Below are 22,989 nucleotides of genomic sequence, written 5' to 3' on the forward strand. Positions count from 1 at the left end.
CCCGGCTAATCATTGTTATATAAATTACTCTGCGGAAACGATGTAATAATAAATTGGCTGTCCGCCATACTGAAGCTCAACATCGCATCCGGGGAAGTTCTCGCTGATTCTTGCACGAAGATTCTCAGCATCCTTCTCATCAACATCCTCTCCGTAATAAACACTTATAAGTTCAAGCTCATCATTCACCATCTTGGAAAGCATGTCAAAGGTTACATCTGCAATCTCACCGCCTACAGCAAGGATTCCGGCATCACCGATTCCCATGTAGTCGCCCTGTCTGATCTGAACATCATCAATGACAGTATCTCTGACTGCATAAGTAACTTCACCTGTATTAACTGTTGAAAGCGATTCTGTCATTGCAGCTACGCTCTCTTCCACACTGCCGCCCGGTACATAATTGATAAGAGCGGTAATTCCCTGAGGAACAGTCTTGGATGGAACCACTACAATCTTCTTGTTATCATCATTGTCCTCAGACATAATTGCAGCCTGATTAGCGGCAAGAATAATATTCTTGTTATTGGGCAGAACGATTACTGTATCGGCGTTAACTTTGTCAACAGCATCAAGAATATCAGCTGTTGAAGGATTCATTGTCTGACCACCCTCGATCACATAATCTACGCCAAGTCCTCTGAAGATATCAGCAAGTCCGCCACCTGCACATACAGTTACGAAACCAACTTCCTTGTGAGGCATCTCGGGTTCAGCCTTCTCTTCCTGGCCCATATCGACCTTCTCACCAAGAGGAATATCATCTCCGGGGAGGTATGTTGGTGTAAGCTCAGCTGCACCATTGATCTCTGTCTTGATCTCAGCCCAGGAACCGTCATTATTTTCATGGAACAGCTTCTCGCGATGCTCCATTCTCATATTGTCAATCTTCATATTGGAGAGCTGGCCATACATAAGAGCTCTCTGAATAGCAAGTCCGGGATCGTTGGAATGAACGTGTACCTTACAAATCTCGTCATCAGCAACCATAACAATGCTGTCGCCGATAGACTCAAGGAAAGCCTTGAAGTCAATCTCCTGCTTAACATTAAGAGGCTTGGATAAAAGAACGATGAACTCTGTACAATATCCAAACTTGATATCTTCTTCGGCTGCAGCCTTGTCCTGTTTCTTGGAAACGGGAGTTACTGATTCTTCCTTAATAGAAAGATCTATCTCTTTACCAAGATATCCATCAAGGGCTCCCTTAAGCACCTGAACCAGTCCCTGTCCGCCTGAATCAACAACACCGGCCTGTTTAAGAACAGGAAGCATATCCGGAGTCTTGGCAAGAACTTCGTCAGCATATTTAATAACTTCTTCACAGAAACGTACGATATCATCGCAGCCTTCCATAGCGAGCTCATGAGCCTTCTCAGAAGCACCCTTGGCTACGGTAAGGATTGTACCTTCCTTGGGCTTCATAACCGCCTTGTAAGCAGTCTCGACAGCCTTCTCAAAAGCCTCTGCAAGTACTGATACAGTAAGCTCATCATGTTCCTTAACAACCTTGGTAAAACCACGAAGGAGCTGAGATAAGATAACTCCGGAGTTACCTCTTGCACCACGAAGTGAGCCGGATGAAATCGCCTTACAGATAGCCTGCATATCAGCGTTGTTACCAAGAGAGCTAACTTCCTTGGCTGCAGACATGATAGTCATTGTCATATTTGTTCCGGTATCTCCGTCGGGAACGGGGAATACGTTAAGCTCGTTGATCCACTCTTTCTTAGCCTCGAGATTCTTAGCACCTGTCAAAAACATCTTCGACAGCATCTTAGCGTCGATACTATTATTACTCAAAACAATCTTCCTCCAAATCAATCAATAACGCGGACGCCTTCGATGTAGATGTTGATCTTCTCGATTTCAAGCCCGGTAAATTCCTCTACTTTATATTTAACCGTATCAATAAGATTAGTTGAAACGGCTGAAATGCTAACACCATAAGCTACTATAACATGGAAGTCAAGCTTCAGCTTCTTATTCTCATCCAAAGTTACATTAATTCCTCTTGTCATGGAATCCAGCTTAAGCAGGCTGACAAGTCCGTCCTTCACATTGACATTGGCCATACCTACGATTCCAAAGCACTCCATAGCAACTGCACCCGCATACTGGGCAATTACTTCATTATCAATGGAAATATTTCCCATGTGAGTGTTCATTAGAGAAGCCTTCATATGTGTCCTCCTTAAAATGTGCGATATTTTACTGCCTTTTTCGCATACATATAGTATTATAATAGCAGTTTTATAAAAAATAAACTATAATTTTTGCAGATTTTACTTGCAATCCTTATTTGTTTCTGCTAAGATATCAATGTTGCGGATAAATTCGCAATAATTTTGCTGTAAGAAACAGATTACATGGCTTATAAGGAGGTGTCAAAATGGCTAAATGTGATATTTGTGGCAAGGGCGTTCATTTCGGTAACAACGTAAGCCATTCCCATAGAAGATCTAACAGAGTTTGGAAGTCAAACGTTCAGCACGTTGCTGTTAAGGTTAACGGATCAACTCAGAGAATGCACGTTTGCACAAGCTGCCTTAGATCTAACAAAGTTGAGAGAGCTTAATTTCAAATGAACTAAGAAAACTACCTGATATCAGTCAGGTAGTTTTTTTATGCCTTTTTTATTCTCTTAAACCGGGAAAGCAAATAGTGCCAATTTGGAAATTATCAGCTCTCTAATGATCATTCCCCTATCTTCTTTTGATTCCTTAGATATTCTTACAAGCTCAGGAATTGTATATACTTTCTCTTTAAACCCTTTTTCCCTTGCAAGAGGATTCTTGTATTCAGATACTCGTACTCTCCCCTTTAGCTGCTTATAAATCTCGTAGTCAAAATTATCGTCGGTCAGATAATACAGATGACTCTCTAATGTTGTATTAAGATCCACGTCATCTTTCATATGTTTGGAGATTATGGTCTTGAACTTAAAGGGAACCATCTCGTTCCCCAGAAGTTCGTTGTAATTGTATCTACAGCCAAAATAATGACGTTCGATATCCTGCATGTAATATTTAAAATCATCTTCATTAACAATATTGTTCATATATCAGTCTTTCTTCTCTCCACTGTCAAGATCTTCGATATTATCTGCGCTGAACTTGATGGCTGTACGAATTTTGTCTTCATCCCAGCCGGTCTCCTCCATGAGTTCCTGAACAGTTACTTTTCTTCTGAGGTCTTCAGCTAGTTCTCTTGCTTTGTCGGCTACTTCATTTACCAGCTCAAGCACCTTCTGACTTCCTGCATCTTCCGCAAGATTGTCCTGAATGATCGCTTCCATCGCATCAAGCATCATTTTATAAAGGAAACTCTCGACCTCTGAAGGTTCTCCCACGGCATCGAGCATTGTAACGCCTTTGGTCAACGCAAAATTACCTTCTCCGATAAGATCCTCAAGAAAAACACCCTGCTCAGAATACATTCTGGCAACATCCACAACGAGAGGAAGATAATTCTCTATCAGTTTGGACTGAGCATCCTTATCTCCTGCTATTGCGGACATAGATACTGCCTCAAGCTCTCCCTCTGTGAGTTTAGGAAGAGCTTCCAGGCTCTCCAGATAGTCATTCAGATAATTAGTCTCTTCCTCTGTAAGATTCTCATCTGTAAAATCTACCTTTTCATCAACGCCGATATTGTGTTGTTTCAGGTAGTCAAACACCATTTCCATCTGCTTCTCATCAAGCTCAAGCTCTGAAAATGCTGTCTCCACCTGCTCTTTGGTGATGAAATTCCTGTTCTCTCTTGCTGTTCTTGTTACAGTCTTAAGTATAGAGGCAAACTCCACCTCTTTATTATCAATATTTCCCATTATCTATAATATTCTCCGTATTTTTATTTAACATGCTGATGTGTAAAAAGATGATCCTGGCAGTATTCATAATTGCCGTTACACTTGGAACAGAACCTGAATTCAAGCTCAGGGTTGGTTTCTTCTGATTTTCCGCATACCGCACATTTATGTCTTGTGACACCTTTGGGAGCCATCCTGACATTTCTGCTGAAATCGTGTCTTCTTTTAATGTCCTTTGGCTTAAATCTGGACATACGTCCTGTCTGTAAATAAAACAAGAACAGATTCAGAAGCTGAGAGCCGATTGCGAAGAATACAGCGTAATTCTGATCCATAAGGCCCTGAATACATTCAACTCCGAGAATAATACCATAGGCGATGCCCAGCCATTTTACTTTGATTGGAATAATGAACATCAAAAGAACCTGCATCTCAGGATAGCAAATAGCAAAAGCAAGGAATACCATCTCCTGTAGATACATCATATTGTAGAATCCTGCAGTTATCTCCATTATCTGAACTACATCCGCAGGATATCTCAGCAGATAAATCAAATAAGAAAGAAATGCGCCTATGATCATGAAAATTATTCCGCTGAAAATAAACAGATTGTAGCGGAAGGTTCCCATGGTTCTCTCCATGTTGTTACCAATGAAATAATAAAATATTAAGGTAATGATCATAAGAATGCTAAATCCATCCGACGGAGGTATCAGAACCCATGAGATAAGTCTCCATACCTGCCCGTGGAGAATCTTATAGGGATCCAGGCTGATATAATCAAAAAGTCCGTTCAGTCTGAATATCATCATGATATAACCAATCGCATACAGCGCAATGATATACATGGTGAGATTGGGAATAGCAAACTTTCCGAATTTTCTCTCAAGCTTGTTAATAAAATTGTTCATTTAAAAATCCTCTTTTAACTCTTAAAAATTTTAGAGAAGACTTCTGTCATCTCCGCGATGTCATAGGGCTTGGTAAAATAGTATTCTGTAAATAGCTTTTTATCAGTGCCCTCATCGTTTACCGGAACTTCTGATGTTATAGCAACAATGGGAATGTCAGCCTTGGCATAATTGTTAAGGCTTCGTATCTTGGTTGCAGCCTCAAAATCATCGTTGTCCCTTACATCCATGTCCATGATTATAGCATCAAAATAGCCTTCAGGTGCAGCATTTAATTTATCATAAGCCTCTTCGCCGTCAGATGCGCACTGGATCTCAAATCCCAGTTTTTTGAGAATCTTGCCGGTCACCATCTGATTCTGCATTGTATCCTCAACAACAAGTATTCTTTTGCCCTTGAAGGTCTGATTCTTATCTTCAAGTTTGAACTGTCCGCTCTCAAGTCTACTCATGTTAAGGATATTGTTTATTACTTCGCTGAGCTTACTACTGTATATCTCCATCTCTTCGATGTAATTCGATACTTTATTGGAATCTTCGGTTATTTTAGCCTTATGTATAAGAGAATTAAGACCTCGCATCGGTTCGCCCATATAATTGGCCATTTTGTTTACAAAGACGAATTTGTCGTGATCGGCCTTCTCAATCTCTATTCTTGCTCTTTCTTTTTCAGCAATCCTCTCTCGGCCAATCCTTATATCCTTTATCAGCATATGCATGATGAAAAGTAAAAAGATCAGAATAGCCGCGAAGATGAACCAATAGTACTTTTTAAGAAAATCTTTTAAAGTGGGTTTATCAAGATTTTGAGAATAACGAAATGCCATATTCTGATAATCAGAACCCGCGATATGGATGCCTCTGTTTAACAGCATCAAAAGTCCGTTATTTCCAATTTTGACACCAAAACAGCTGTCGTCCTGATAGCTTAGCTGAATGAAAGAAAGCTTATCATAAGACTTATTTTTTAGAACCAATCCTGTTCTGAGTCCGTTTAATGTTGTATATGAAACATCGCCTTTTTCAACTGCATCAAGACAATCTTCCAAACTGGCATATTGCTTTATGCTGGAATGGGGATAATTATTCTTAATATAATAATATTGAAGTTTGTTTTTCTCATTTACCGCAAAATCAATAGTTCCTGTACTGGGTCTTTTCTCACTGTATACGAGATCGGTCAATGTGGACAAAACAGGATCTGATATAAGTATGCCGTCCTCCTCGGAATAATAGAGGCCTCCACCTACAGGGAATGCCACATCAACCTGTCCACTTCCTATTGCAGCAATAAGTTCATCGTAGGTGTCATATCCCTTGTATTCATAGGTGAGTGAGCTTATTCCCAATTGCTTAAATGTATAGGGGAATATATCAGCCACCATTCCCGTTACATTACCGTTTTTATCTGTATCACTATACGGCAAAAAGTCATTCAGATAACCGATGGTTAACTCTTCATGCTCTTTTAACCATTTCAACTCAGTTTTATTAAAAGCACGGCTGGATAATGCTGATGGATAATATTTGCTGCGAAGGTTACTGATATAATCCGGGTTATCAACATAGAGCTGAGCCTGAGCCATATTAAGAGCTCTTACAAGGTCAGGTCTTTTCCTGCTGACGCACATATAATAATCATTTTCGCCAAAATAAGACATTACTTCGGCGTGATACCTGTCATAGATTCCGTCAATCTCAGCTGCAATAAGATCGATTTCTTTTCTGTCGAAGCATTCCAGCAGATTACCGTAATCACTGAAGGTGATAACCTCCGCATTAACTCTTTCTTTTTTGAGATAGTCATTAAGAATATCTACTATTGCGGAATCAAGGACTCCTATGGTTCGTCCGTTAAGCGTTGCAGGATCTGATGTGAGTGAATCATCACCCTCGTGCTTAACAAGGCCATAGCTCTCAAAGCCCATGGGCTTCTCGGGATAATAGATCAGTGTTGAACGTTTCTCTGTATATGCAAGTCCCGCAACTACATCAACTTCCCCCTTAAGAAGCATATTGTAGATGTCAACAAAATCTCCGTATACATATTCATAGGTCCATCCGGCGTACTCGGATATCTTTCTGTAATACTCGTAGGCATATCCTTTTTTTATAGCACCATCATAGCCACCGTCTTCAAATACTTCATTCTGATAATATCCGACTTTGACAGTCTTGATCTCGTCATCGGATGCTGCGTGCACCGAAAAGGATGAAAAGCTAAGAGAAAAAATTGCCCCCACCAAAATCAGACTTAAAAAACATCTAAATTTTTCCAACATAAATACTTCCCCTCATAGATACTTACTAAATCATGATACCACATTTTATATTTTGTGCAATTTATGTTAATTGATTTTTGTTGACCGCTGGATTATAATCATAGAGATTGTCATTTTGGCCTTATTTTTACTTATTATATAGGGTTAAATATTTTTATGAGGTTTATATATGATTTCTAAGGATTACACATTAGGCATTGATATTGGATCTACTACAGTTAAGATTGCACTTCTTGACAGCGAGCGAAACATAGTATTTTCCGATTACAAAAGACATTTTGCAAATATTCAGGAGACACTCGCAGAGCTTCTTAAGGAGGCCAGCAAGGTATCCGGTAACATCATACTCCATCCTGTCATCACAGGATCCGGCGGACTTACACTTGCAAAGCATCTTGAAGTTCCTTTCGTTCAGGAGGTTATCGCTGTTTCCACATCGCTTAAGGCACTTGCGCCTAAGACAGATGTTGCTATTGAGCTAGGCGGCGAGGATGCCAAGATTATTTATTTTGAAGGTGGCAACGTTGAACAGCGTATGAACGGAATCTGTGCCGGTGGTACAGGTTCATTTATTGACCAGATGGCGGCTCTTCTTCAGACCGATGCATCAGGTCTTAATGAGTATGCCAAAAATTATAATTCTTTATATACAATCGCTGCACGTTGCGGCGTATTTGCCAAGTCCGATATTCAGCCTTTAATTAATGAAGGCGCAACTAAGGAGGACCTGGCCGCTTCTATTTTCCAGGCAGTAGTTAATCAGACTATTTCAGGTCTTGCCTGCGGTAAGCCAATCAGAGGTCACATTGCCTTTCTCGGCGGTCCTCTTCACTTCCTGGATCAGCTTAAGGCAGCATTTATCAGAACGCTGAACCTTGATGAGGAGCATACCATCGATACTGATAATTCACATCTTTTTGCTGCAATTGGTTCAGCTCTTAATGCAAAAGAAGAAACCAGCTACAGCATGGACGAGATGGTTGGTAAACTCTCTCATAAGATTGTGATGGATGCCGAAGTTTCAAGACTTGACCCTCTCTTCAAAACAGAGGATGACTATAACGCATTCAAAAACAGACAGTCTCAGTACAAAGTTAGGACCAAGAAGCTCGATGACTACCAGGGCAATGCTTTCCTTGGAATTGACGCCGGTTCTACTACAACTAAGTGCGCACTCATCAGTGAAGACGGTGATCTTCTCTATTCATTTTATTCAAGCAATAACGGAAGTCCTCTTAAGACTGCTATTTCCTCAATTCAGGAGATCTACAAACTTATGCCTGAAGGCGTGAAGATAGCAAGAGCCTGCTCAACAGGTTACGGTGAGGCTCTCCTTAAGTCTGCACTTGTTCTTGATGACGGAGAAGTTGAGACAATTGCTCACTATAACGCTGCTGCTTTCTTCGATCCTGAAGTTGACTGCATCCTTGATATCGGCGGACAGGATATGAAGTGCATTCATATCAAAAACGGTTCTGTTGACTCTGTACAGCTTAACGAGGCATGTTCTTCAGGTTGCGGATCCTTTATAGAGACCTTCGCCAAGTCCCTTGATTATTCTGTTCAGGACTTTGCCAAGGTAGCCCTTTATGCAAAATCACCGGTAGATCTGGGAACAAGATGTACCGTTTTCATGAATTCAAGAGTTAAGCAGGCTCAGAAGGAAGGCGCTGATGTTGCCGATATTTCTTCAGGACTTGCATATTCCGTTATCAAAAATGCTCTTTTCAAGGTTATCAAGGTATCAGATGCCAAGGATCTTGGCGAGCACATTGTTGTTCAGGGTGGTACATTCTATAATGATGCTGTTCTTCGTGCATTCGAGATTATTTCCGGTGCTGAAGCGATCCGTCCTGACATTGCCGGAATCATGGGCGCATTTGGTGCTGCACTTATCGCAAGAGACAGATTCGGTGAAACCGCAGACTATAAGACCACAATGCTTACCATTGATCAGATCAATTCACTTGAGTACACCACCAGTATGACAACCTGTCAGGGATGTACCAACCACTGCCGTCTCACTGTTAATAAATTCACCGGTGGACGTCAGCATATTTCAGGTAACAGATGTGAAAGAGGTATAGGTAAAGTCAAGAACGCTGACAATATTCCTAACCTTTTTGATTACAAATATAAAAGAATCTTCGGTTATGAGCCTCTTACCGCTGACAAGGCGCACAGAGGAACTGTTGGTATACCAAGAGTACTCAATTTCTATGAGAACTATCCTTTCTGGTTTACCTTCTTTACCAATCTTGGCTATAGAGTTGTTCTCTCACCCAGGTCAACTCACCAGATATATGAGCTTGGAATCGAGTCAATTCCAAGTGAATCAGAGTGCTACCCTGCCAAGATCTCACACGGACATGTTGAGTGGCTTATAAGACAGAACGTTGATTTCATCTTCTATCCCGGTCTTTTCTATGAGCGTGAGGAAGTAGAAGGTGCAACCAACCATTACAACTGCCCTATTGTAACTTCTTATAGTGAGAATATTAAAAACAACGTTGAAGCCATAACCGACGGTAAGGCCAAGCTTCGTAACCCCTTTATGGCATTTACAAGCCTTGAGACTGCCACCAAAGCTCTGGTAAAAGAATTTGCTGAGCTTCCCGCAGACGAAGTTATCAAAGCCGCCAAGGATGGCTGGGATGAGATGGCAAAAGCCCGTCAGGACATTAGAAACAAGGGTGAAGAGACACTGAAATGGATGGAAGAAAATGGTCGTCACGGTATCGTACTTGCAGGAAGACCATATCACGTAGATCCGGAGATCAACCATGGTATTCCTGACATGATCTGCTCCTATGGCGTTGCGGTACTTACAGAGGATTCAGTATCTCACCTTGGAACTCCTGAGAGACCTCTTATCGTTTCAGATCAGTGGATGTATCATTCAAGACTGTATGCCGCAGCCAGCTTCGTAAGAACCAGAGAGGACCTGGATCTTATCCAGCTCAATTCCTTCGGATGCGGACTTGATGCCGTTACCACAGATCAGGTCAATGATATTCTTTCAGGTTCAGACAAGATTTATACCTGCCTTAAGATTGATGAGGTCAACAACCTTGGAAGTGCAAGGATCAGAGTTCGCTCTCTTCTTGCCGCTATCAGAGTAAGAAAACAAAAGAATAAGAAGATTCATGTAAATGACTGCTCTAATCACAGAGTACTTTTCACTGAGGATATGAGAAAGAACTACACCATCCTCTGCCCTCAGATGTCACCTATACACTTTGACATATTGGAGCCTGCCTTTGCTGCCTGTGGTTACAACTTTGTTGTAATGCAAAACGACAACAGACATGCTATCGATATGGGACTTAAGTACGTAAATAATGATGCCTGCTATCCTTCACTTTGGGTTGTAGGTCAGATTATGGATGAGCTTCTGTCCGGCAAATATGACCTTAACCGCACTGCTGTCATCATGTCCCAGACAGGTGGCGGATGTCGTGCTACCAACTATGTAGGCTTTATCAGAAGAGCCCTCAAGAAAGCCGGAATGGAACAGATTCCTGTCGTATCACTGAATCTGTCCAAGCTTGAAGCTAACCCCGGTTTCCATATTAACCTTGAGATGCTGATGAGAGCTGCTTATGGTGCCATCTTCGGAGATGTATTCATGCGATGCGTTTACCGTATGAGACCTTATGAGAAAGTTAAGGGCTCAGTAGATGCCTGCCATGAGAAGTGGATGGGACCTGTAAAAGAGTTTGTTACAGCTAAGCATATGAGTTTCTTAAAGTTCCAGAAACTCTGCAAAGAGATCATTGAGGACTTTGATAAGATAGAAATTACCGATGAGATCAAACCAAGAGTTGGCGTAGTTGGTGAGATTCTTGTTAAATTTGCTCCCGCAGCCAATAACCACCTTGTAGAGCTACTTGAGGCAGAAGGCGCAGAGGCTGTTGTTCCTGATCTTATTGATTTCATGCTCTACTGCTTCTACAATCAGATCTACAAGGCAGAAGAACTCGGAACCAGTGCTAAGACCGCAACACTTATGAAGGCTGCCATTTGGGGAATAGAAAGACTTAGAAGCGGCGCTTCCAGAGCATTTGAGAAAAGTGAACATTTCGATCCTCCTACAAGCATCTACAAGCTCGTAGAATATGCAAAACCCATCGTATCTATCGGTAATCAGACCGGCGAGGGATGGTTCCTTACAGGAGAAATGGTTGAACTTATTAAAGAAGGTGCTTCAAATATAGTTTGTACACAGCCCTTCGGTTGCCTTCCTAACCATGTGGTTGGTAAGGGTGTAATCAAGCAGATGCGTCACCTCTATCCCGGTTGCAACATTGTAGCAATCGACTACGATCCCGGGGCATCCGAAGTTAACCAGCTTAACCGAATCAAACTGATGCTTTCTACTGCTCAGAAGAAAGTTGATACAATTAAAAAAGCCATATAAAAAATAGGACGCAGAAAAATCTGCGTCCTATTTATATTCAAAATATACAATTATTTCAGTTTGGCATTCAAACGCTCGATGGCATCTTCATGACGCTGAACTGCGAATTCAGCGGATTTGATCTTAAGCTCTGTAGCCATACGCTTTTTGTGTATCTCATTACTCTTTACATAGTAATCATACACAACGTCGTCATCTACTTCCAAAAACTTGTCTGCGATGCAGCCGGGAAGAACGAACTTCTTAACTACGTCTGAGAACTTAACTTCTATATACTTACCGTCCTGCTTGATAATCTCGCCTGCGCCGAACTTCTTATGACTAACCTTAAGTCCCATGGCAGATTTATCTCCAAGAGCAGAATCTTCCTTATCAAGTCCCGCAAGCTCTTCATTCAGTCTGGATTGTTCCAGCTTGAGGTCTTCAATCTGCTTGGCGTTCTCTTCAAGCATTTCCTTAGTTTTTTTGGTTGGTTTTTTCTTTAATTCCGTTGTCTTTTCTTCAAGCTCTTCGTTTTCCATATCAAGTGGCATAAGAGAGTCTCCTTTTCAGAGAAAAAAATTAACGTCTTAACATTTATATTTTAACTTATTTTAAAGAAAATTACAACTCTGTGGTAATGCCCGGTTTACATTCAACTGTCTTTTTGTCTACTTCAAGAAATACACTGATAGCGCTGGGATTATAGGCGAAGTCACCCTTTACAGATACCTGCATACGGCCGGCTGCGTCAAGATAATCTACAATTTCTATATTGGAGGCATACCAGATATCATCCTGACCTCCCATATCAGCTGCAAAGCTTTCAATTACGTGCCAATTATTGTTTACCTCAAATTCATAGCTATGGCCCCAGAGATAAAAAATATAAAGATACTGAGTTTTCTTAAGGGCAAGAAATTCCTTCTTGAGATTATCAAGGCCTTCAAAATTATGGTGACAGGTAGGATGCCATCTGAGAAAATCCTCGGGAAGATAGAATCCCCCTGTTGATCTTACTGTTCTGGCATGTCTGATACCGCAAGCTTTGAGTGCATCAACAACTTCATCACTGTATGAGCCGTTAGGATAGGCACATCCCCGAACTGTATAGCCCATAACTTCTTCCAATGCTCTTCTATCCTCGATGATCTGACGAATCATCTGTTCCTTAGGGCATCTTGCTATAGTGGGATGCGTTACAGTATGAACTGCTACTTCGTGACCTTTGTAGAGGTCTCTATATTCTTCCATTGGAATTCTTTCCTTGTAATACTCATCGAAATGATCGTTTACAAGACCGGAATTGACGTTGAAGGTAGCCTTAATGCCGTTCTCATTCAGAATATCAACAAGGCGTCTATCCTCAATTTTTCCATCGTCGTAGCTAAGCGTCAGAACCTTATGCTTGCCTCCGGGGAACTGCGTATAAATATTTCTTAATCTTTCTCCCATTTTGCACCTTCTAAATATTTAATATGCTTAATTCTGATCTACTTTCTTGGTTAAGGCCTTGGCAGCCATCTTTCTCTTGTCCTCGTCAAGAATCTGCCCCCACTTATAAGGTGTGTTCTGATATACATAGTAGTTAAGCCAATTTGAGTATAGATTGTTGGCATGACCTCTCCATACCAGGTCAGGCTTCTTAGTGGGATCATCATTGGGATAATAGTGCTCCGGGATATGAATATCCAGGCCTTTACCCAGATCTCTTTTGTATTCACTGTCAAGGGTAAGTCTGTCATATTCAGCATGACCCATTACAAAAATCTGGCTGCCGGACCTGTTCATGCAAAGAAATACTCCGGCTATATCAGATTCTGCAAGAACCACAAGATCGTCACATGCATGAATATCTTCTGAAGGAGTTGCGGTATGTCTGGAATGAGGCATCATGAATATGTCATCGAAACCTCTTACCAGCGGCACTTTCCTGTTCATTACTCTGTGCTGGAAAATACCGAACAGCTTCTCATCAAGAGGCTTCTTATTGATTCCGTAGTGATAATATATTCCTGCCTGAGCTCCCCAACAGATATGGAAAGTGGAAGTGACATTGGTCTTACTCCACTCAAATACTTTGCACAGTTCATCCCAATAATCAACCTGTTCGAAGTCCATTTGCTCAACGGGAGCTCCCGTGATAATAAGACCATCGTAGGTGTTATCTTTAAGCTCATCAAACGTGTTATAGAATCTGTTCAGATGGTTGGGGGATGTATTTGATGAATGATGAGAACTCATCTGCATAAAAGATACATCCATCTGAAGAGGCGTATTGGACATAGAGCGAAGAAGCTGGAGCTCTGTGTCTTCCTTAAGAGGCATAAGATTCAGAATACATATCTGAAGGGATCTGATATCCTGATGCATAGCCCTATTCTCATCCACCACGAAAATATTCTCCCGCTCAAGTATTTCTCTTGCGGGTAAATCGTTCTGTATCTTAATAGGCATTGGTCTGGGTTCTCCTTGTTGTAATATTTTATAACGATAATGATATCATATTATTTTATCATCTCAAGAAACTCTGCTTCATCGATGACTTTTATTCCAAGTTCCTGTGCTTTGGTAAGTTTGCTACCTGCGGCTTCTCCCGCAAGGACAAGACTTGTCTTCTTAGAAACGCTTCCTGAGGCTTTACCACCATTTTTTACGATCAGTTCTTCCGCTTCTTTTCTTCCCAGAGTCGGAAGAGTTCCGGTAACTACGATAGTCATTCCGGCGAGCTTGTCTGAGGCATCGGCATCTTTTTCGGCTGCCATATTAAGGCCAAGCTCCTTCATTGTATTAAGGATCTCAAGGTTAGCAGCTTCATGGAAGAAATCATACAAATCATTTGCTGTTGTTTCTCCTATATCAGGAATCTGAAGAAATCCTTCTACTGTAACATTTGTAAGATCCATGAGATTATCAAAATGCTTCATGATTTCTCTTGCAGTAGATTTGCCAACATTTCTGATGGCAAGACCGGTTAGAAGTCTTACCGGATCATTGGATTTGGATTTTTCTATCTCATTAAGGAGTTTGTCGGTGTTTTTCTCTTTGCCGATTATTCCTTTTTCCACGAGTTCGTCTCTGTAGTCTCTAAGCTTATAAATGTCTGAATAATTCTTAAGATATCCCTCGGAGACAAGTGCGTCAACAAGGGTGTCTCCAAGCCCCATGATATTCATGGCATCTCTTCCTGTGAAATAAGCTATAGTACGAGTCACCTGAGCAGGACATGTGGGATTGATACATCTGATGTCAGCAGTATCCTCCTCACGAATCAGATGACCACCACAAATAGGACATACATCAGGGGCTGTATATACAACTTCAGGGGCTCTGACACATCCGTTCAGTTTGGGAATGATCTCACCGCTCTTGAAGAGTTTGTATTCTCCGCCTATTCCTATCTGCATCTGAGTGATGTAATCCTGGTTATGAAGAGTTGCTCTGGATACTGATGTTCCGCAGAGTCTGGCAGGTTTGCCTGTTTCTCTGTCATGGAAGCTTCCGGTGAAGGTAAGTTTACCGGTTCTGCCAACATCAACCAATATTTCGTCCATTACGACAATTCGTTCTTCCGGAGGATACTTATATGCGATATGTCCACTGGAATACTTGGAGCCTGCAGGAAAATCATCTCTCCAGGCCAGGTTATCAACTTTTATTACTGCACCATCCAAGTCAAACTCAAGGTTATCTCTCATACTGCCGATGTCATCAATGGCGTCGATGATTTCGTCATCATCTTTGCACTGCTTATGAAAAACTGTCTTGATTCCGGCATTTTCAAGGGCATCAAGGCCTCCGCAATGAGACTCTCTAAGCTCCGAAGGACCATCCTGAATGTTAAAAACGAACATCTTAAGGCCGCGGTTTCTTGTTACTTCAGGATCAAGCTGTCTGAGAGTTCCGGCGGCAAGATTTCTGGGATTGGCTGCGATTTTCTTACCAAGTTTCTCCTGTTCATCGTTAAATCTCTCAAAATCTTCGTGGGACATATATACTTCACCGCGAAGCTCCAGATATTCATAGGGAAGGTTAAGAACTTGCATTATATCCGGGATTACAAGAGCATTAGCTGTTACATCCTCGCCAATGAGTCCGTCTCCTCTGGTCTCTGCCATAGTAAGGTGCATCATGCCATCTTCCTGTCTTTTATATCTAAGGGATAAGCTAAGTCCGTCAATCTTCTGTTCCACGGAAAACAGTGCTCCGGGGTGAACAGCATGAACCTTATCTACAAAGGCTCTTACGTCTTCTTTATTGAACACGTCCTCAATTGAAAGCATCGGAACGTTGTGTATTATCTTAACTCCTGCTTCACGTTTGGCGGTTCCGCCGATGATCTGTGATGGTGAATCCTTGGTAATAAAAGAAGGGTTGTCCTTCTCTATTGCTTTCAGCCTCTGCATGAGCTGATCATATTCATAATCTGAAATCTCAGGTGAGTCCTGATTGTAGTATAAATCCATATGATGCTTGATGGTTTTAACAAGGGCATCATATTCTTGTTTGAGTTCTTCTGTATTTGCCAATTCTTTATCTCCCAACTTTTTTCTTTTCTGCGGCGGATGTGAGTCAATGGGGACGGTTCTATGTGACTCACGAAGCGAGTCACATAGAACCGTCCCCATTGACTCACATCCGCCGTTTAAATCATTCTAAGACCGGCAGCTAAATATAATTTCTTCTTGTCCGCTTCACTAAGCTCCACATATTTTCCCGGAGCAAGCTTATAATCCTCCAGTTTAATAGTCATAACCCTGATTCTCTTAAGCTTCTTAACTTCATACCCAAGAGTCTTGCACATTCGTCTTATCTGACGATTAAGTCCCTGAGTCAGAATAATATTAAAAGAACACTTACCGGTTCTGTTAACCTTGCATCCTCTAGTCGTCTGGTCAAGTTCCTTAAGATAGACTCCTGAAGACATCTTTTTTAAAAAATCGCCATTTAAAGGTTTATCTACGGTTACTTCATATTCCTTCTCGTGTCGCTTAGCGCCTTTCATCATAGCATCTATGAGTTTGCCATCGTCAGTCATAAGAAGGAGCCCTTCGGAATCCTTGTCAAGGCGGCCGGCATATGTAACTCGTTTGTTATAGCTAAGGTCCTCGATAACTGTCCTCTCGGCATGTTCATCCTTCTCGGTGCAAGTGACTCCCACTGGCTTGTAATATGCAATAACCACAGAAGACTTGGAGGGTTCAATCTTCCTGCCATCAACAGTAACAACATCCTTGTCTGTTACCTGAATTCCCGGCTGAGCGTTATTCCCGTTAACAGTGACCCTTCCGGCATCTATTAGCTTATCCGCTTCCCGCCTGGAGCATACTCCGCAGGACGCTATGTACTGATTAAGTCTCATATTTTTCTCCATTTAACTATAAGAAAAAACGGCCAGGAACAAATCCTAACCGTTTAATTATAATATTTCTTAAGTGTTTCCTCAATACGTTAATATACTGAATTAGCAGTTAAAATGCGGCTTCAGCAAGCTTGTTTATTGCATCATCGGCAATGAGAAGTTCATAGTTCTCCTTCATATGAGCGATGACATTTTTGTTGGTTGCCTGGAAATGAGCAAACTCATAAGCCATTGTAAAGAGTCCTGCAAATACCTTGGGATCCTCGTTCTCTCTCTTGAGGTCAAGGTAATACTTGCCATCCTGTTCATTCTTATAAAGTGCACTTGAAATGCTGATGTCCTTAGGTGCCTTGGCACAGAAAGACATAACAGTGTGAATATCCTCGAATTTGAATACATATTCATGGAACTTAAGTCTGTTCTGATCTCTCTTGGCCTTCTCTTCCTCGGCAATAACTTCAGGATTCTTCTTGGCTGCGCTGGTGATTTTGTCAACCTTGGCCTTGTTACCGGATACAGTCTCATTTTTGTTAAGAAGAAGCTTGTCGTTTTTGTCAGCGATTCCGTTCTCTTCCATAATATCCTTGACGGAATTGGTAAGCTGCTTAAGGCTCTTCAAATACTCATTAAGTCTGTTGATTCTCTCATCTCCGGCTGCATCTCCAATATCCTCAAGTACATTCTTGGGAATCTTGATGCCTGCCTTATCGGTAAGGTTCTTGAGAATCTCTCCGAAGGAAGCTGAAGCGTTCTCTGAAAGTGTCAGTGAAATAGAATGATCGGGAAGTACTGTGATCTGCATAGGCATAAAGGAACCTGTAGGCTTGTAGTCAACCTCTTCCTCTGCCTTTCTCATTACATCATGAAGAAATTCCATAGCCTCTTTCTTCTTCTCAAACAGGTCCTCAAGCTTGATTCCCTGTTCGTCCATATCATCCTCAGTTATGATACACGTAACCGTGTCTTTATTTATTCTCTTAAATTCCATTAAAAGTCCTTTCAAAAACCGACGATCTATTGTTAATCCATATTATCTAGAGATTAGTCTGTTTTGTCAAAATTAAAATTCTATAAAAATTTTCTCAAAAGACAAGGTTTATTTTACAACATTTAACAAATTCTTGGAAGACCTTCTCCGTACATCAGTCCCACTATGCGTTTGCCACCTATCTTGGTACGCAGTACCACACTGTTATCATCGGATGAGGTGTCCTGTTTATGAACCTGCCCGATAATGCAAGCATTTTCGCCGTATTTGGCACTTCTTATAATGGAAACTGCTCTGTCAGCGTCATCTGCGGCAACAGACAATACCATTTTACCTTCATTTCCCATATAAAGAGGGTCAAGGCCTAACATTCCGCAGAAATTTCTTACTGAATCAGATACGGGAAGACTCTGTTCTTCTAACTCAATTGTACATTTGGAGCTGTCACTGAATTCGTTAAGTACCGTTCCAAGGCCGCCTCTTGTCACATCTCTCATGGCATGAACCTTAATGCCTGCATCAAGCAGTGCAAAAACCATCTCCTTAAGAGGTGCCGCATCGGATACGATATTGCTCTCAATTCCAATTCTTTTGCCCAAAATGGCTGCATGATGATCTCCGAGATTGCCTGAGATTATGATCTTGTCTCCATCCTCAAGATTAAAGGGACCGGGAACCGCAAGATTCTCATCGATAAATCCAACTCCTGAAGTATTGATGATAAGTCCCGGCTCTCCGCCTTTGTTCTCAATAACCTTGGTATCGCCTGTAACCACAGTAACTCCTGCTTCTCTGCAGGTCTTTGCAAAAGAGGCAATAATGCGGTCAAGAACATCAATATCAAGGCCTTCCTCCAAAATACAACCGCAGGTGATATACTGTGGTCTTGCACCGCTCATAAGAAGGTCATTTACAGTACCGCATACGGCGAGCCTTCCGATATCTCCGCCGGGGAAAACAATAGGGGTCACCACAAAAGAGTCCGTAGTTACGGCAAGCTTACCTGCGCCTTTAACTACTGCAGAATCCTCAAGTTTTTCAAGGATCTCGTTATGAAAATGTTTGGCAAAAACATCTTTTATAAGCCTGGAAGTGGACTCTCCTCCGCTTCCGTGAGCCATTGTAATCTTCATGAATCTATATCTCCAAAATACTTATTTTCTTCCTGATACAAAATAGTTGTAGCAGCTTCCTTCCGTTGAAACCATGCATGCTCCGTGTGCATTATCAGGAGTGCAGGCTTTGCCGAATAATGGACATTCATAAGGTCTTAGCTTACCTACAAGCACATTTGCACACTGACATCCCGGTGGCATATGATCTTCATCAAGACCTATACTGCCAGCATCAAAAGGAGAGAACTCTTTTCTCAAGGTCATACCTGAACCCGGAATCTTACCCATACCGCGCCAGGATGAATCAGAAGGCTCAAAGTACTTGTTAACCACTTCTTGTGCCTTAATGTTTCCTTCGTAGCTAACTACATCTTTGTAGAGGTTTTTCATTCCGGTTTTGCCCTTCATGGATATAAGAGCATATATTGTCATAAGAAGCTGAGCTCCTTCAAACCCCGATACAACAAAAGGGATTCCCAGCTCTTTGGACAGTTCCTCAAAAATACCGCTACCTGTAACTGCTGCAACATGGCCGGGGGCAATGAAACCATCAATGCCACCACCATTAGTTACAACCCACCTGATTACTTCCGGCATTGTCTTAAGTGATGTGAGGAGCTTCAGGTTCTTAAGATCCTTTTTAACAGCTTCCTCCAACAGCATTGCATATACAGGCGTCGTGGTCTCAAAGCCGATTGCAGCAAACACATAGGTATGCGCAGGGTCTTCTTCAGCAAGTTTAATTGATTCCATTGGTGAATACACCATTCTTACGTGAGCTCCGTCTGCCTTGGCATCTGCCAATGACTTGCTGGTTCCCTTGACTCTTATCAGATCGCCAAAGGTAAGTACGCAAGTATCCTCTCTCATGGCAAGCTCAACAAGTTTATCAATTACAGCGGTAACCGTAACGCATACCGGACACCCGGGACCGGATATCAGCTTGATCTTAGGTGAAAGCATATCCGGGATACCATTCTCTGATATTGCGGCAGTATGTGTACCGCAAACCTCCATAATACGAACTTCTTCACCGTCATATTCTTTTAAAGCCGTGATTATCTCTTCAAGATTTCGCATCAGACTTCGAGCCCCTCGATTTCTCTGAATAATTCCTCCATCTCATCTGCAAGCTTGTCATCCATTGTCTGAATGATACATCCTGCGTGGACAAGAACCTTATCACCAACCTTAACATTAACAAGGCCCGCTTCTGCATTAACTATATTTCCTGAGAAATCTACTGTAGCCTTGGTTCCCTCAAGTTTAATTACCTTACCGGGTATTGCAACACACATATTGTTCCTTTCTTTTACTGTATTATTCTGAAAGCATTAGACCGTAATAGGCCTGTCCCAGAGAAATCCCAGCATCACTGGCCGGAACTTGTTGGTTCCAGTACACTTCGTAGCCGCTGATGCTCAGTAAATTAATTGTTTTGGTCAAAAGAAGTCTGTTCATGAAAACACCACCTGATAAGCAGACTTTCTTTTCTCCTGTTTCTTCTCTAATAATGTCACAGACACTTTTGATAGCGGTTGTAATAGCCACATGGAACGCATAAGCACATAAAACGGTGTTATATTTGCCTTCCCTTTGGCACTCTACTATCTGCCTAAAAAAATCAGCCTGATCGGTGATAATATTACCATTATCATCTCTATATACTTTAAGCTCAAATTCCGGTCTGTCAATACCTGTATACTTCCAGGCTTCTTTTTCAAGGGCTGTGGCGCATTCTCCTTCATAAGAATTATAGCCACAGATTCCAAGAAGAGACGAAACAGCATCAAATAGTCTTCCAACACTGGAGGTTTCGTAAGTATTGATGTTATTGTTAAGTGCAGATCTTATTATATCCGGAATAATATCGCTCTCACCATCGTTATCGCAGGCAAATCTATAACAGTCCCTTACAAGATCGGCTTTTTTGGGTGCCATATCTCCGCCGCAGAGCTTGATGTAAGACATATGTCCGAAGCGTTTAACAGAAGTCTCGTTGCAGTAGAAATACTCGCCGCCCCAGACTTTGCCGTCATCTCCGTAGCCTGTTCCATCGAAGGAAATGCCAATACAGCTATCAATTCCGCTTTCGGCCATTACAGAAAAAATGTGAGCGTGATGATGTTGTACTTTGATAATAGAGCTATCATCCAGATTATTAGCTTGTAAAAGTTTTGCAGCATAACCCGAAGAAAAATATCCGGGATGCTTGTCACAGATCATTCTGTCAAAGGAAAAATGGAACAACCCTCTGCAATAAGGAATCAGCTTCTTATATTCTTCAAATACGTCTACATCAGCCAGATCTCCCAAATGCTGAGATGGGATAATTTTATCCTTCTTTGCAAATGCAAATGTATTCTTAAGATCAGCTCCCAGGGCAAGTACAGCCTTATTACATGAAGCACCACTGCAGCTTTCAGGACTATTATTTTTCAAAAGTACAGGAAGAGGAAAATATCCTCTAGATCTTCTGATAAACTGCGTTGAAAAACCTTTGGATGACCTGATGACAAAGAGTACAGAATCATCCTGGGCAATATTTATCTTTCTTTTATGGTAAAGAACTCCATCTGCGTGAAGTTCATTTTTTTCATCCAAAAAAATATCAAAAAACTTCTCATCTGAATAAATCATAGGCTGGTCAGACTTGTTAGCACTGGTGACAATAAGAGGTCCCAGTTCATCGCATAACAGTCTGTGAATTCCTGAAGAAGGAAGAAAAGCTCCGATGTATCGGCTGTCTCTGCAGACCTGCTCAGGAAAGTCTTTTTTCTTCTGAAGTAAAACGATTGGTCTTGCAGAAGATAAAAGAAGGTCTTTCTCCCTATCGTTCACATAACAATATTCTGATATTTCTTCAAGTACGGAGAACATAACGGCGAAGGGCTTCCTCTCGCGACCCTTCAGTTCTCTGAGCCTTGTAGCGGCTTCTGTTGTCGGAAGGCAAACAAGCTGATAACCCGATATGCCCTTAAGTCCGATTATTCCGCCATTTGATAATATCTCAATAGCCTTTTCTACGGCTTCTTCTTTATTTAACTCAGATTCTGAATATCTGAAAATCATCTGAGGTCCGCAGCTATGACAAGAAATTGTCTGTGCATGGCGGCGTCTTCCTCTGCGATATTCGCTATCACAATCACCACACATTTCAAAATCAATCATTGTAGTGGTGTTGCGATCATAAGGAAGTTTATTTAATATACTGACCCTCGGACCGCAAACTGCGCAGCTGATAAGAGGATAATGATATCTTCTGTCCTTCTCATCCAGCATTTCATTCATGCAGTCGTCGCAGATCCCAATATCCGGCAGAAAAACAGGAAGCTCAGAGGAAAGATCAATCTCATCACTTGGAACAATCATAAATTCCGAAAGGGATGTCTCATCATAGTTCACGATCTCCTCTGCAGACAAATCAAGAATAAGAGCACCTGCCGGATACTCACTTTTAATGCTCTCGATAAATAAGTCCAATTCGTCCCTATTTCCAATCGCAAGAATATCAACAGCTGCTCCAATATTTTTGACATTACCTTTTATGCCGTATTTAGTTGCCGTTTCAGCAATAAAGGGGCGGAAACCAACACCCTGTACCGCCCCTTTAACTCTTATCTTAATTGTCATAATCTGATCTTTTTGTCTCAAAAAATCAAGCCTTAGGTTCTTCTTTCTTCTCTGCATTTCCTGCTGCGGCTGCCTGTGCTGCCTTAGCGGCTGCTGCAGCTGCTGCACGTTCCTTAGCTGCCTTCATAAGAGCTTCCTGAGCGGCGATAGCCTTCTCAGACTGCTTGAAGGTCTTGGTAACCTTCTCAGGACCGGGTTCTGTGAATCTAAGTCCCATAGAAAGTGATTTCTTAGGGCAGTTATCTACACAGCATCTGCACTGGATGCAGCTCATAGGATTGATGGACCAGGTCTTCTCTGCCTTATCAATGCTGATAGCATGAGTAGGGCATTTGATGGAGCACAGACCGCACAATACACAGAGATCCATATCATTCTCAACATGTCCTCTTGTGCCTACCGGGTACTCTTTCTCAACCTTTCTGGTCTTAGGCTTTGATACAAGATTATGAAGAATTGTGTTTTTAAAACTAATCAAAGACATATTT

At 41.7% G+C, this 22,989-nt stretch carries 19 protein-coding genes; 2 read left to right on the plus strand and 17 right to left on the minus strand.

What is annotated here, in order from left to right:
* Positions 1 to 24 precede the first annotated feature (24 nt).
* Both NXH67_RS17245 and NXH67_RS17250 read right to left on the minus strand, forming a co-directional pair.
* A complete protein-coding gene (locus NXH67_RS17245; RefSeq protein ID WP_026668694.1) occupies positions 25 to 1,803 on the minus strand; it encodes a DAK2 domain-containing protein in 1,779 nt (592 codons plus the stop codon).
* 17 nt (positions 1,804 to 1,820) lie between these two features.
* On the minus strand, positions 1,821 to 2,183 hold the full coding sequence (locus NXH67_RS17250) for an Asp23/Gls24 family envelope stress response protein (RefSeq protein WP_022778543.1): 363 nt from the start codon (positions 2,181 to 2,183) through the stop codon (positions 1,821 to 1,823).
* A gap of 209 nt (positions 2,184 to 2,392) precedes the next feature.
* On the opposite strand from NXH67_RS17250, the gene rpmB reads away from it, so the two are divergent.
* A complete protein-coding gene (gene rpmB, locus NXH67_RS17255) occupies positions 2,393 to 2,578 on the plus strand; it encodes a 50S ribosomal protein L28 (protein ID WP_022778542.1) in 186 nt (61 codons plus the stop codon).
* A gap of 66 nt (positions 2,579 to 2,644) precedes the next feature.
* Here the strand turns inward: rpmB and NXH67_RS17260 are convergent, their stop codons facing one another.
* The 4 genes from NXH67_RS17260 to NXH67_RS17275 are packed head-to-tail and all read right to left on the minus strand — an operon-like array spanning position 2,645 to position 7,004.
* A complete protein-coding gene (locus tag NXH67_RS17260) occupies positions 2,645 to 3,061 on the minus strand; it encodes a hypothetical protein (RefSeq protein ID WP_022778541.1) in 417 nt (138 codons plus the stop codon).
* Between the two features lie 3 nt (positions 3,062 to 3,064).
* Complete coding sequence (locus NXH67_RS17265) at positions 3,065 to 3,829, minus strand: RNA polymerase sigma factor region1.1 domain-containing protein (RefSeq protein ID WP_022778540.1); 765 nt, start codon at positions 3,827 to 3,829, stop codon at positions 3,065 to 3,067.
* A 23-nt stretch (positions 3,830 to 3,852) separates the two neighbouring features.
* Positions 3,853 to 4,722, minus strand: a complete 870-nt coding sequence (locus tag NXH67_RS17270) for a membrane protein (protein WP_022778539.1) — start codon at positions 4,720 to 4,722, stop codon at positions 3,853 to 3,855.
* 14 nt (positions 4,723 to 4,736) lie between these two features.
* The gene (locus NXH67_RS17275) at positions 4,737 to 7,004 is read right to left on the minus strand and encodes a transporter substrate-binding domain-containing protein (protein ID WP_272798178.1); all 2,268 of its coding nucleotides are present in this window, start codon (positions 7,002 to 7,004) and stop codon (positions 4,737 to 4,739) included.
* 169 nt (positions 7,005 to 7,173) lie between these two features.
* On the opposite strand from NXH67_RS17275, the gene NXH67_RS17280 reads away from it, so the two are divergent.
* Positions 7,174 to 11,424 carry a 2-hydroxyacyl-CoA dehydratase gene (locus tag NXH67_RS17280; RefSeq protein WP_272798179.1) on the plus strand — a complete coding sequence of 1,417 codons (4,251 nt, stop codon included), beginning with the start codon at positions 7,174 to 7,176 and terminating at the stop codon, positions 11,422 to 11,424.
* A gap of 50 nt (positions 11,425 to 11,474) precedes the next feature.
* Here NXH67_RS17280 and NXH67_RS17285 read toward each other — a convergent pair whose 3' ends face one another.
* From NXH67_RS17285 to NXH67_RS17335, 11 genes are all read right to left on the minus strand, one after another.
* Positions 11,475 to 11,957 carry a hypothetical protein gene (locus NXH67_RS17285; protein WP_022778536.1) on the minus strand — a complete coding sequence of 161 codons (483 nt, stop codon included), beginning with the start codon at positions 11,955 to 11,957 and terminating at the stop codon, positions 11,475 to 11,477.
* A 70-nt stretch (positions 11,958 to 12,027) separates the two neighbouring features.
* On the minus strand, positions 12,028 to 12,858 hold the full coding sequence (locus NXH67_RS17290; RefSeq protein WP_022778535.1) for a polysaccharide deacetylase family protein: 831 nt from the start codon (positions 12,856 to 12,858) through the stop codon (positions 12,028 to 12,030).
* Between the two features lie 27 nt (positions 12,859 to 12,885).
* Positions 12,886 to 13,860, minus strand: coding sequence for a homoserine O-acetyltransferase MetA (gene metA / locus NXH67_RS17295; RefSeq protein ID WP_022778534.1), 975 nt, complete (start codon positions 13,858 to 13,860; stop codon positions 12,886 to 12,888).
* 50 nt (positions 13,861 to 13,910) lie between these two features.
* Positions 13,911 to 15,932, minus strand: coding sequence for an NAD-dependent DNA ligase LigA (gene ligA, locus NXH67_RS17300; RefSeq protein WP_022778533.1), 2,022 nt, complete (start codon positions 15,930 to 15,932; stop codon positions 13,911 to 13,913).
* A gap of 116 nt (positions 15,933 to 16,048) precedes the next feature.
* Positions 16,049 to 16,765 (minus strand): pseudouridine synthase, encoded by a 717-nt coding sequence (locus NXH67_RS17305; protein WP_022778532.1) that lies wholly within the window; start codon positions 16,763 to 16,765, stop codon positions 16,049 to 16,051.
* Positions 16,766 to 16,874: 109 nt separating this feature from the next.
* The gene (locus NXH67_RS17310) at positions 16,875 to 17,753 is read right to left on the minus strand and encodes an adaptor protein MecA (protein ID WP_022778531.1); all 879 of its coding nucleotides are present in this window, start codon (positions 17,751 to 17,753) and stop codon (positions 16,875 to 16,877) included.
* A gap of 122 nt (positions 17,754 to 17,875) precedes the next feature.
* A complete protein-coding gene (hypE, locus tag NXH67_RS17315) occupies positions 17,876 to 18,886 on the minus strand; it encodes a hydrogenase expression/formation protein HypE (RefSeq protein WP_272798180.1) in 1,011 nt (336 codons plus the stop codon).
* Positions 18,887 to 18,907: 21 nt separating this feature from the next.
* Positions 18,908 to 19,948, minus strand: coding sequence for a hydrogenase formation protein HypD (gene hypD / locus NXH67_RS17320; RefSeq protein ID WP_272798181.1), 1,041 nt, complete (start codon positions 19,946 to 19,948; stop codon positions 18,908 to 18,910).
* Positions 19,948 to 20,166 carry a HypC/HybG/HupF family hydrogenase formation chaperone gene (locus NXH67_RS17325; protein WP_022778528.1) on the minus strand — a complete coding sequence of 73 codons (219 nt, stop codon included), beginning with the start codon at positions 20,164 to 20,166 and terminating at the stop codon, positions 19,948 to 19,950. The genes hypD and NXH67_RS17325 overlap by 1 nt, the downstream gene beginning before the upstream one ends.
* A 22-nt stretch (positions 20,167 to 20,188) precedes the next feature.
* Positions 20,189 to 22,558: a carbamoyltransferase HypF gene (gene hypF / locus NXH67_RS17330; protein WP_272798182.1), complete on the minus strand. Its 2,370-nt coding sequence runs from the start codon at positions 22,556 to 22,558 to the stop codon at positions 20,189 to 20,191.
* A complete protein-coding gene (locus tag NXH67_RS17335) occupies positions 22,527 to 22,985 on the minus strand; it encodes an NADH-quinone oxidoreductase subunit I (RefSeq protein WP_272798183.1) in 459 nt (152 codons plus the stop codon). The genes hypF and NXH67_RS17335 overlap by 32 nt, the downstream gene beginning before the upstream one ends.
* Positions 22,986 to 22,989: the final 4 nt, after the last annotated feature.

The organism is Butyrivibrio sp. DSM 10294, from assembly GCF_028539135.1.
Lineage (GTDB): Bacteria > Bacillota > Clostridia > Lachnospirales > Lachnospiraceae > Butyrivibrio.

What these genes read in the sequence shown, in the direction of transcription:
- NXH67_RS17250 (WP_022778543.1), bottom strand. Translation starts at nt 2,183, where the DNA reads ATGAAGGCTTCTCTAATGAACACTCACATGGGAAATATTTCCATTGAT.
- rpmB (WP_022778542.1), top strand. Translation starts at nt 2,393, where the DNA reads ATGGCTAAATGTGATATTTGTGGCAAGGGCGTTCATTTCGGTAACAAC.
- NXH67_RS17260 (WP_022778541.1), bottom strand. Translation starts at nt 3,061, where the DNA reads ATGAACAATATTGTTAATGAAGATGATTTTAAATATTACATGCAGGAT.
- NXH67_RS17265 (WP_022778540.1), bottom strand. Translation starts at nt 3,829, where the DNA reads ATGGGAAATATTGATAATAAAGAGGTGGAGTTTGCCTCTATACTTAAG.
- NXH67_RS17270 (WP_022778539.1), bottom strand. Translation starts at nt 4,722, where the DNA reads ATGAACAATTTTATTAACAAGCTTGAGAGAAAATTCGGAAAGTTTGCT.
- NXH67_RS17275 (WP_272798178.1), bottom strand. Translation starts at nt 7,004, where the DNA reads ATGTTGGAAAAATTTAGATGTTTTTTAAGTCTGATTTTGGTGGGGGCA.
- NXH67_RS17280 (WP_272798179.1), top strand. Translation starts at nt 7,174, where the DNA reads ATGATTTCTAAGGATTACACATTAGGCATTGATATTGGATCTACTACA.
- NXH67_RS17285 (WP_022778536.1), bottom strand. Translation starts at nt 11,957, where the DNA reads ATGCCACTTGATATGGAAAACGAAGAGCTTGAAGAAAAGACAACGGAA.
- NXH67_RS17290 (WP_022778535.1), bottom strand. Translation starts at nt 12,858, where the DNA reads ATGGGAGAAAGATTAAGAAATATTTATACGCAGTTCCCCGGAGGCAAG.
- metA (WP_022778534.1), bottom strand. Translation starts at nt 13,860, where the DNA reads ATGCCTATTAAGATACAGAACGATTTACCCGCAAGAGAAATACTTGAG.
- NXH67_RS17305 (WP_022778532.1), bottom strand. Translation starts at nt 16,765, where the DNA reads ATGAGACTTAATCAGTACATAGCGTCCTGCGGAGTATGCTCCAGGCGG.
- NXH67_RS17310 (WP_022778531.1), bottom strand. Translation starts at nt 17,753, where the DNA reads ATGGAATTTAAGAGAATAAATAAAGACACGGTTACGTGTATCATAACT.
- hypE (WP_272798180.1), bottom strand. Translation starts at nt 18,886, where the DNA reads ATGAAGATTACAATGGCTCACGGAAGCGGAGGAGAGTCCACTTCCAGG.
- hypD (WP_272798181.1), bottom strand. Translation starts at nt 19,948, where the DNA reads ATGCGAAATCTTGAAGAGATAATCACGGCTTTAAAAGAATATGACGGT.
- NXH67_RS17325 (WP_022778528.1), bottom strand. Translation starts at nt 20,166, where the DNA reads ATGTGTGTTGCAATACCCGGTAAGGTAATTAAACTTGAGGGAACCAAG.
- hypF (WP_272798182.1), bottom strand. Translation starts at nt 22,558, where the DNA reads ATGCAGAGAAGAAAGAAGAACCTAAGGCTTGATTTTTTGAGACAAAAA.
- NXH67_RS17335 (WP_272798183.1), bottom strand. Translation starts at nt 22,985, where the DNA reads ATGTCTTTGATTAGTTTTAAAAACACAATTCTTCATAATCTTGTATCA.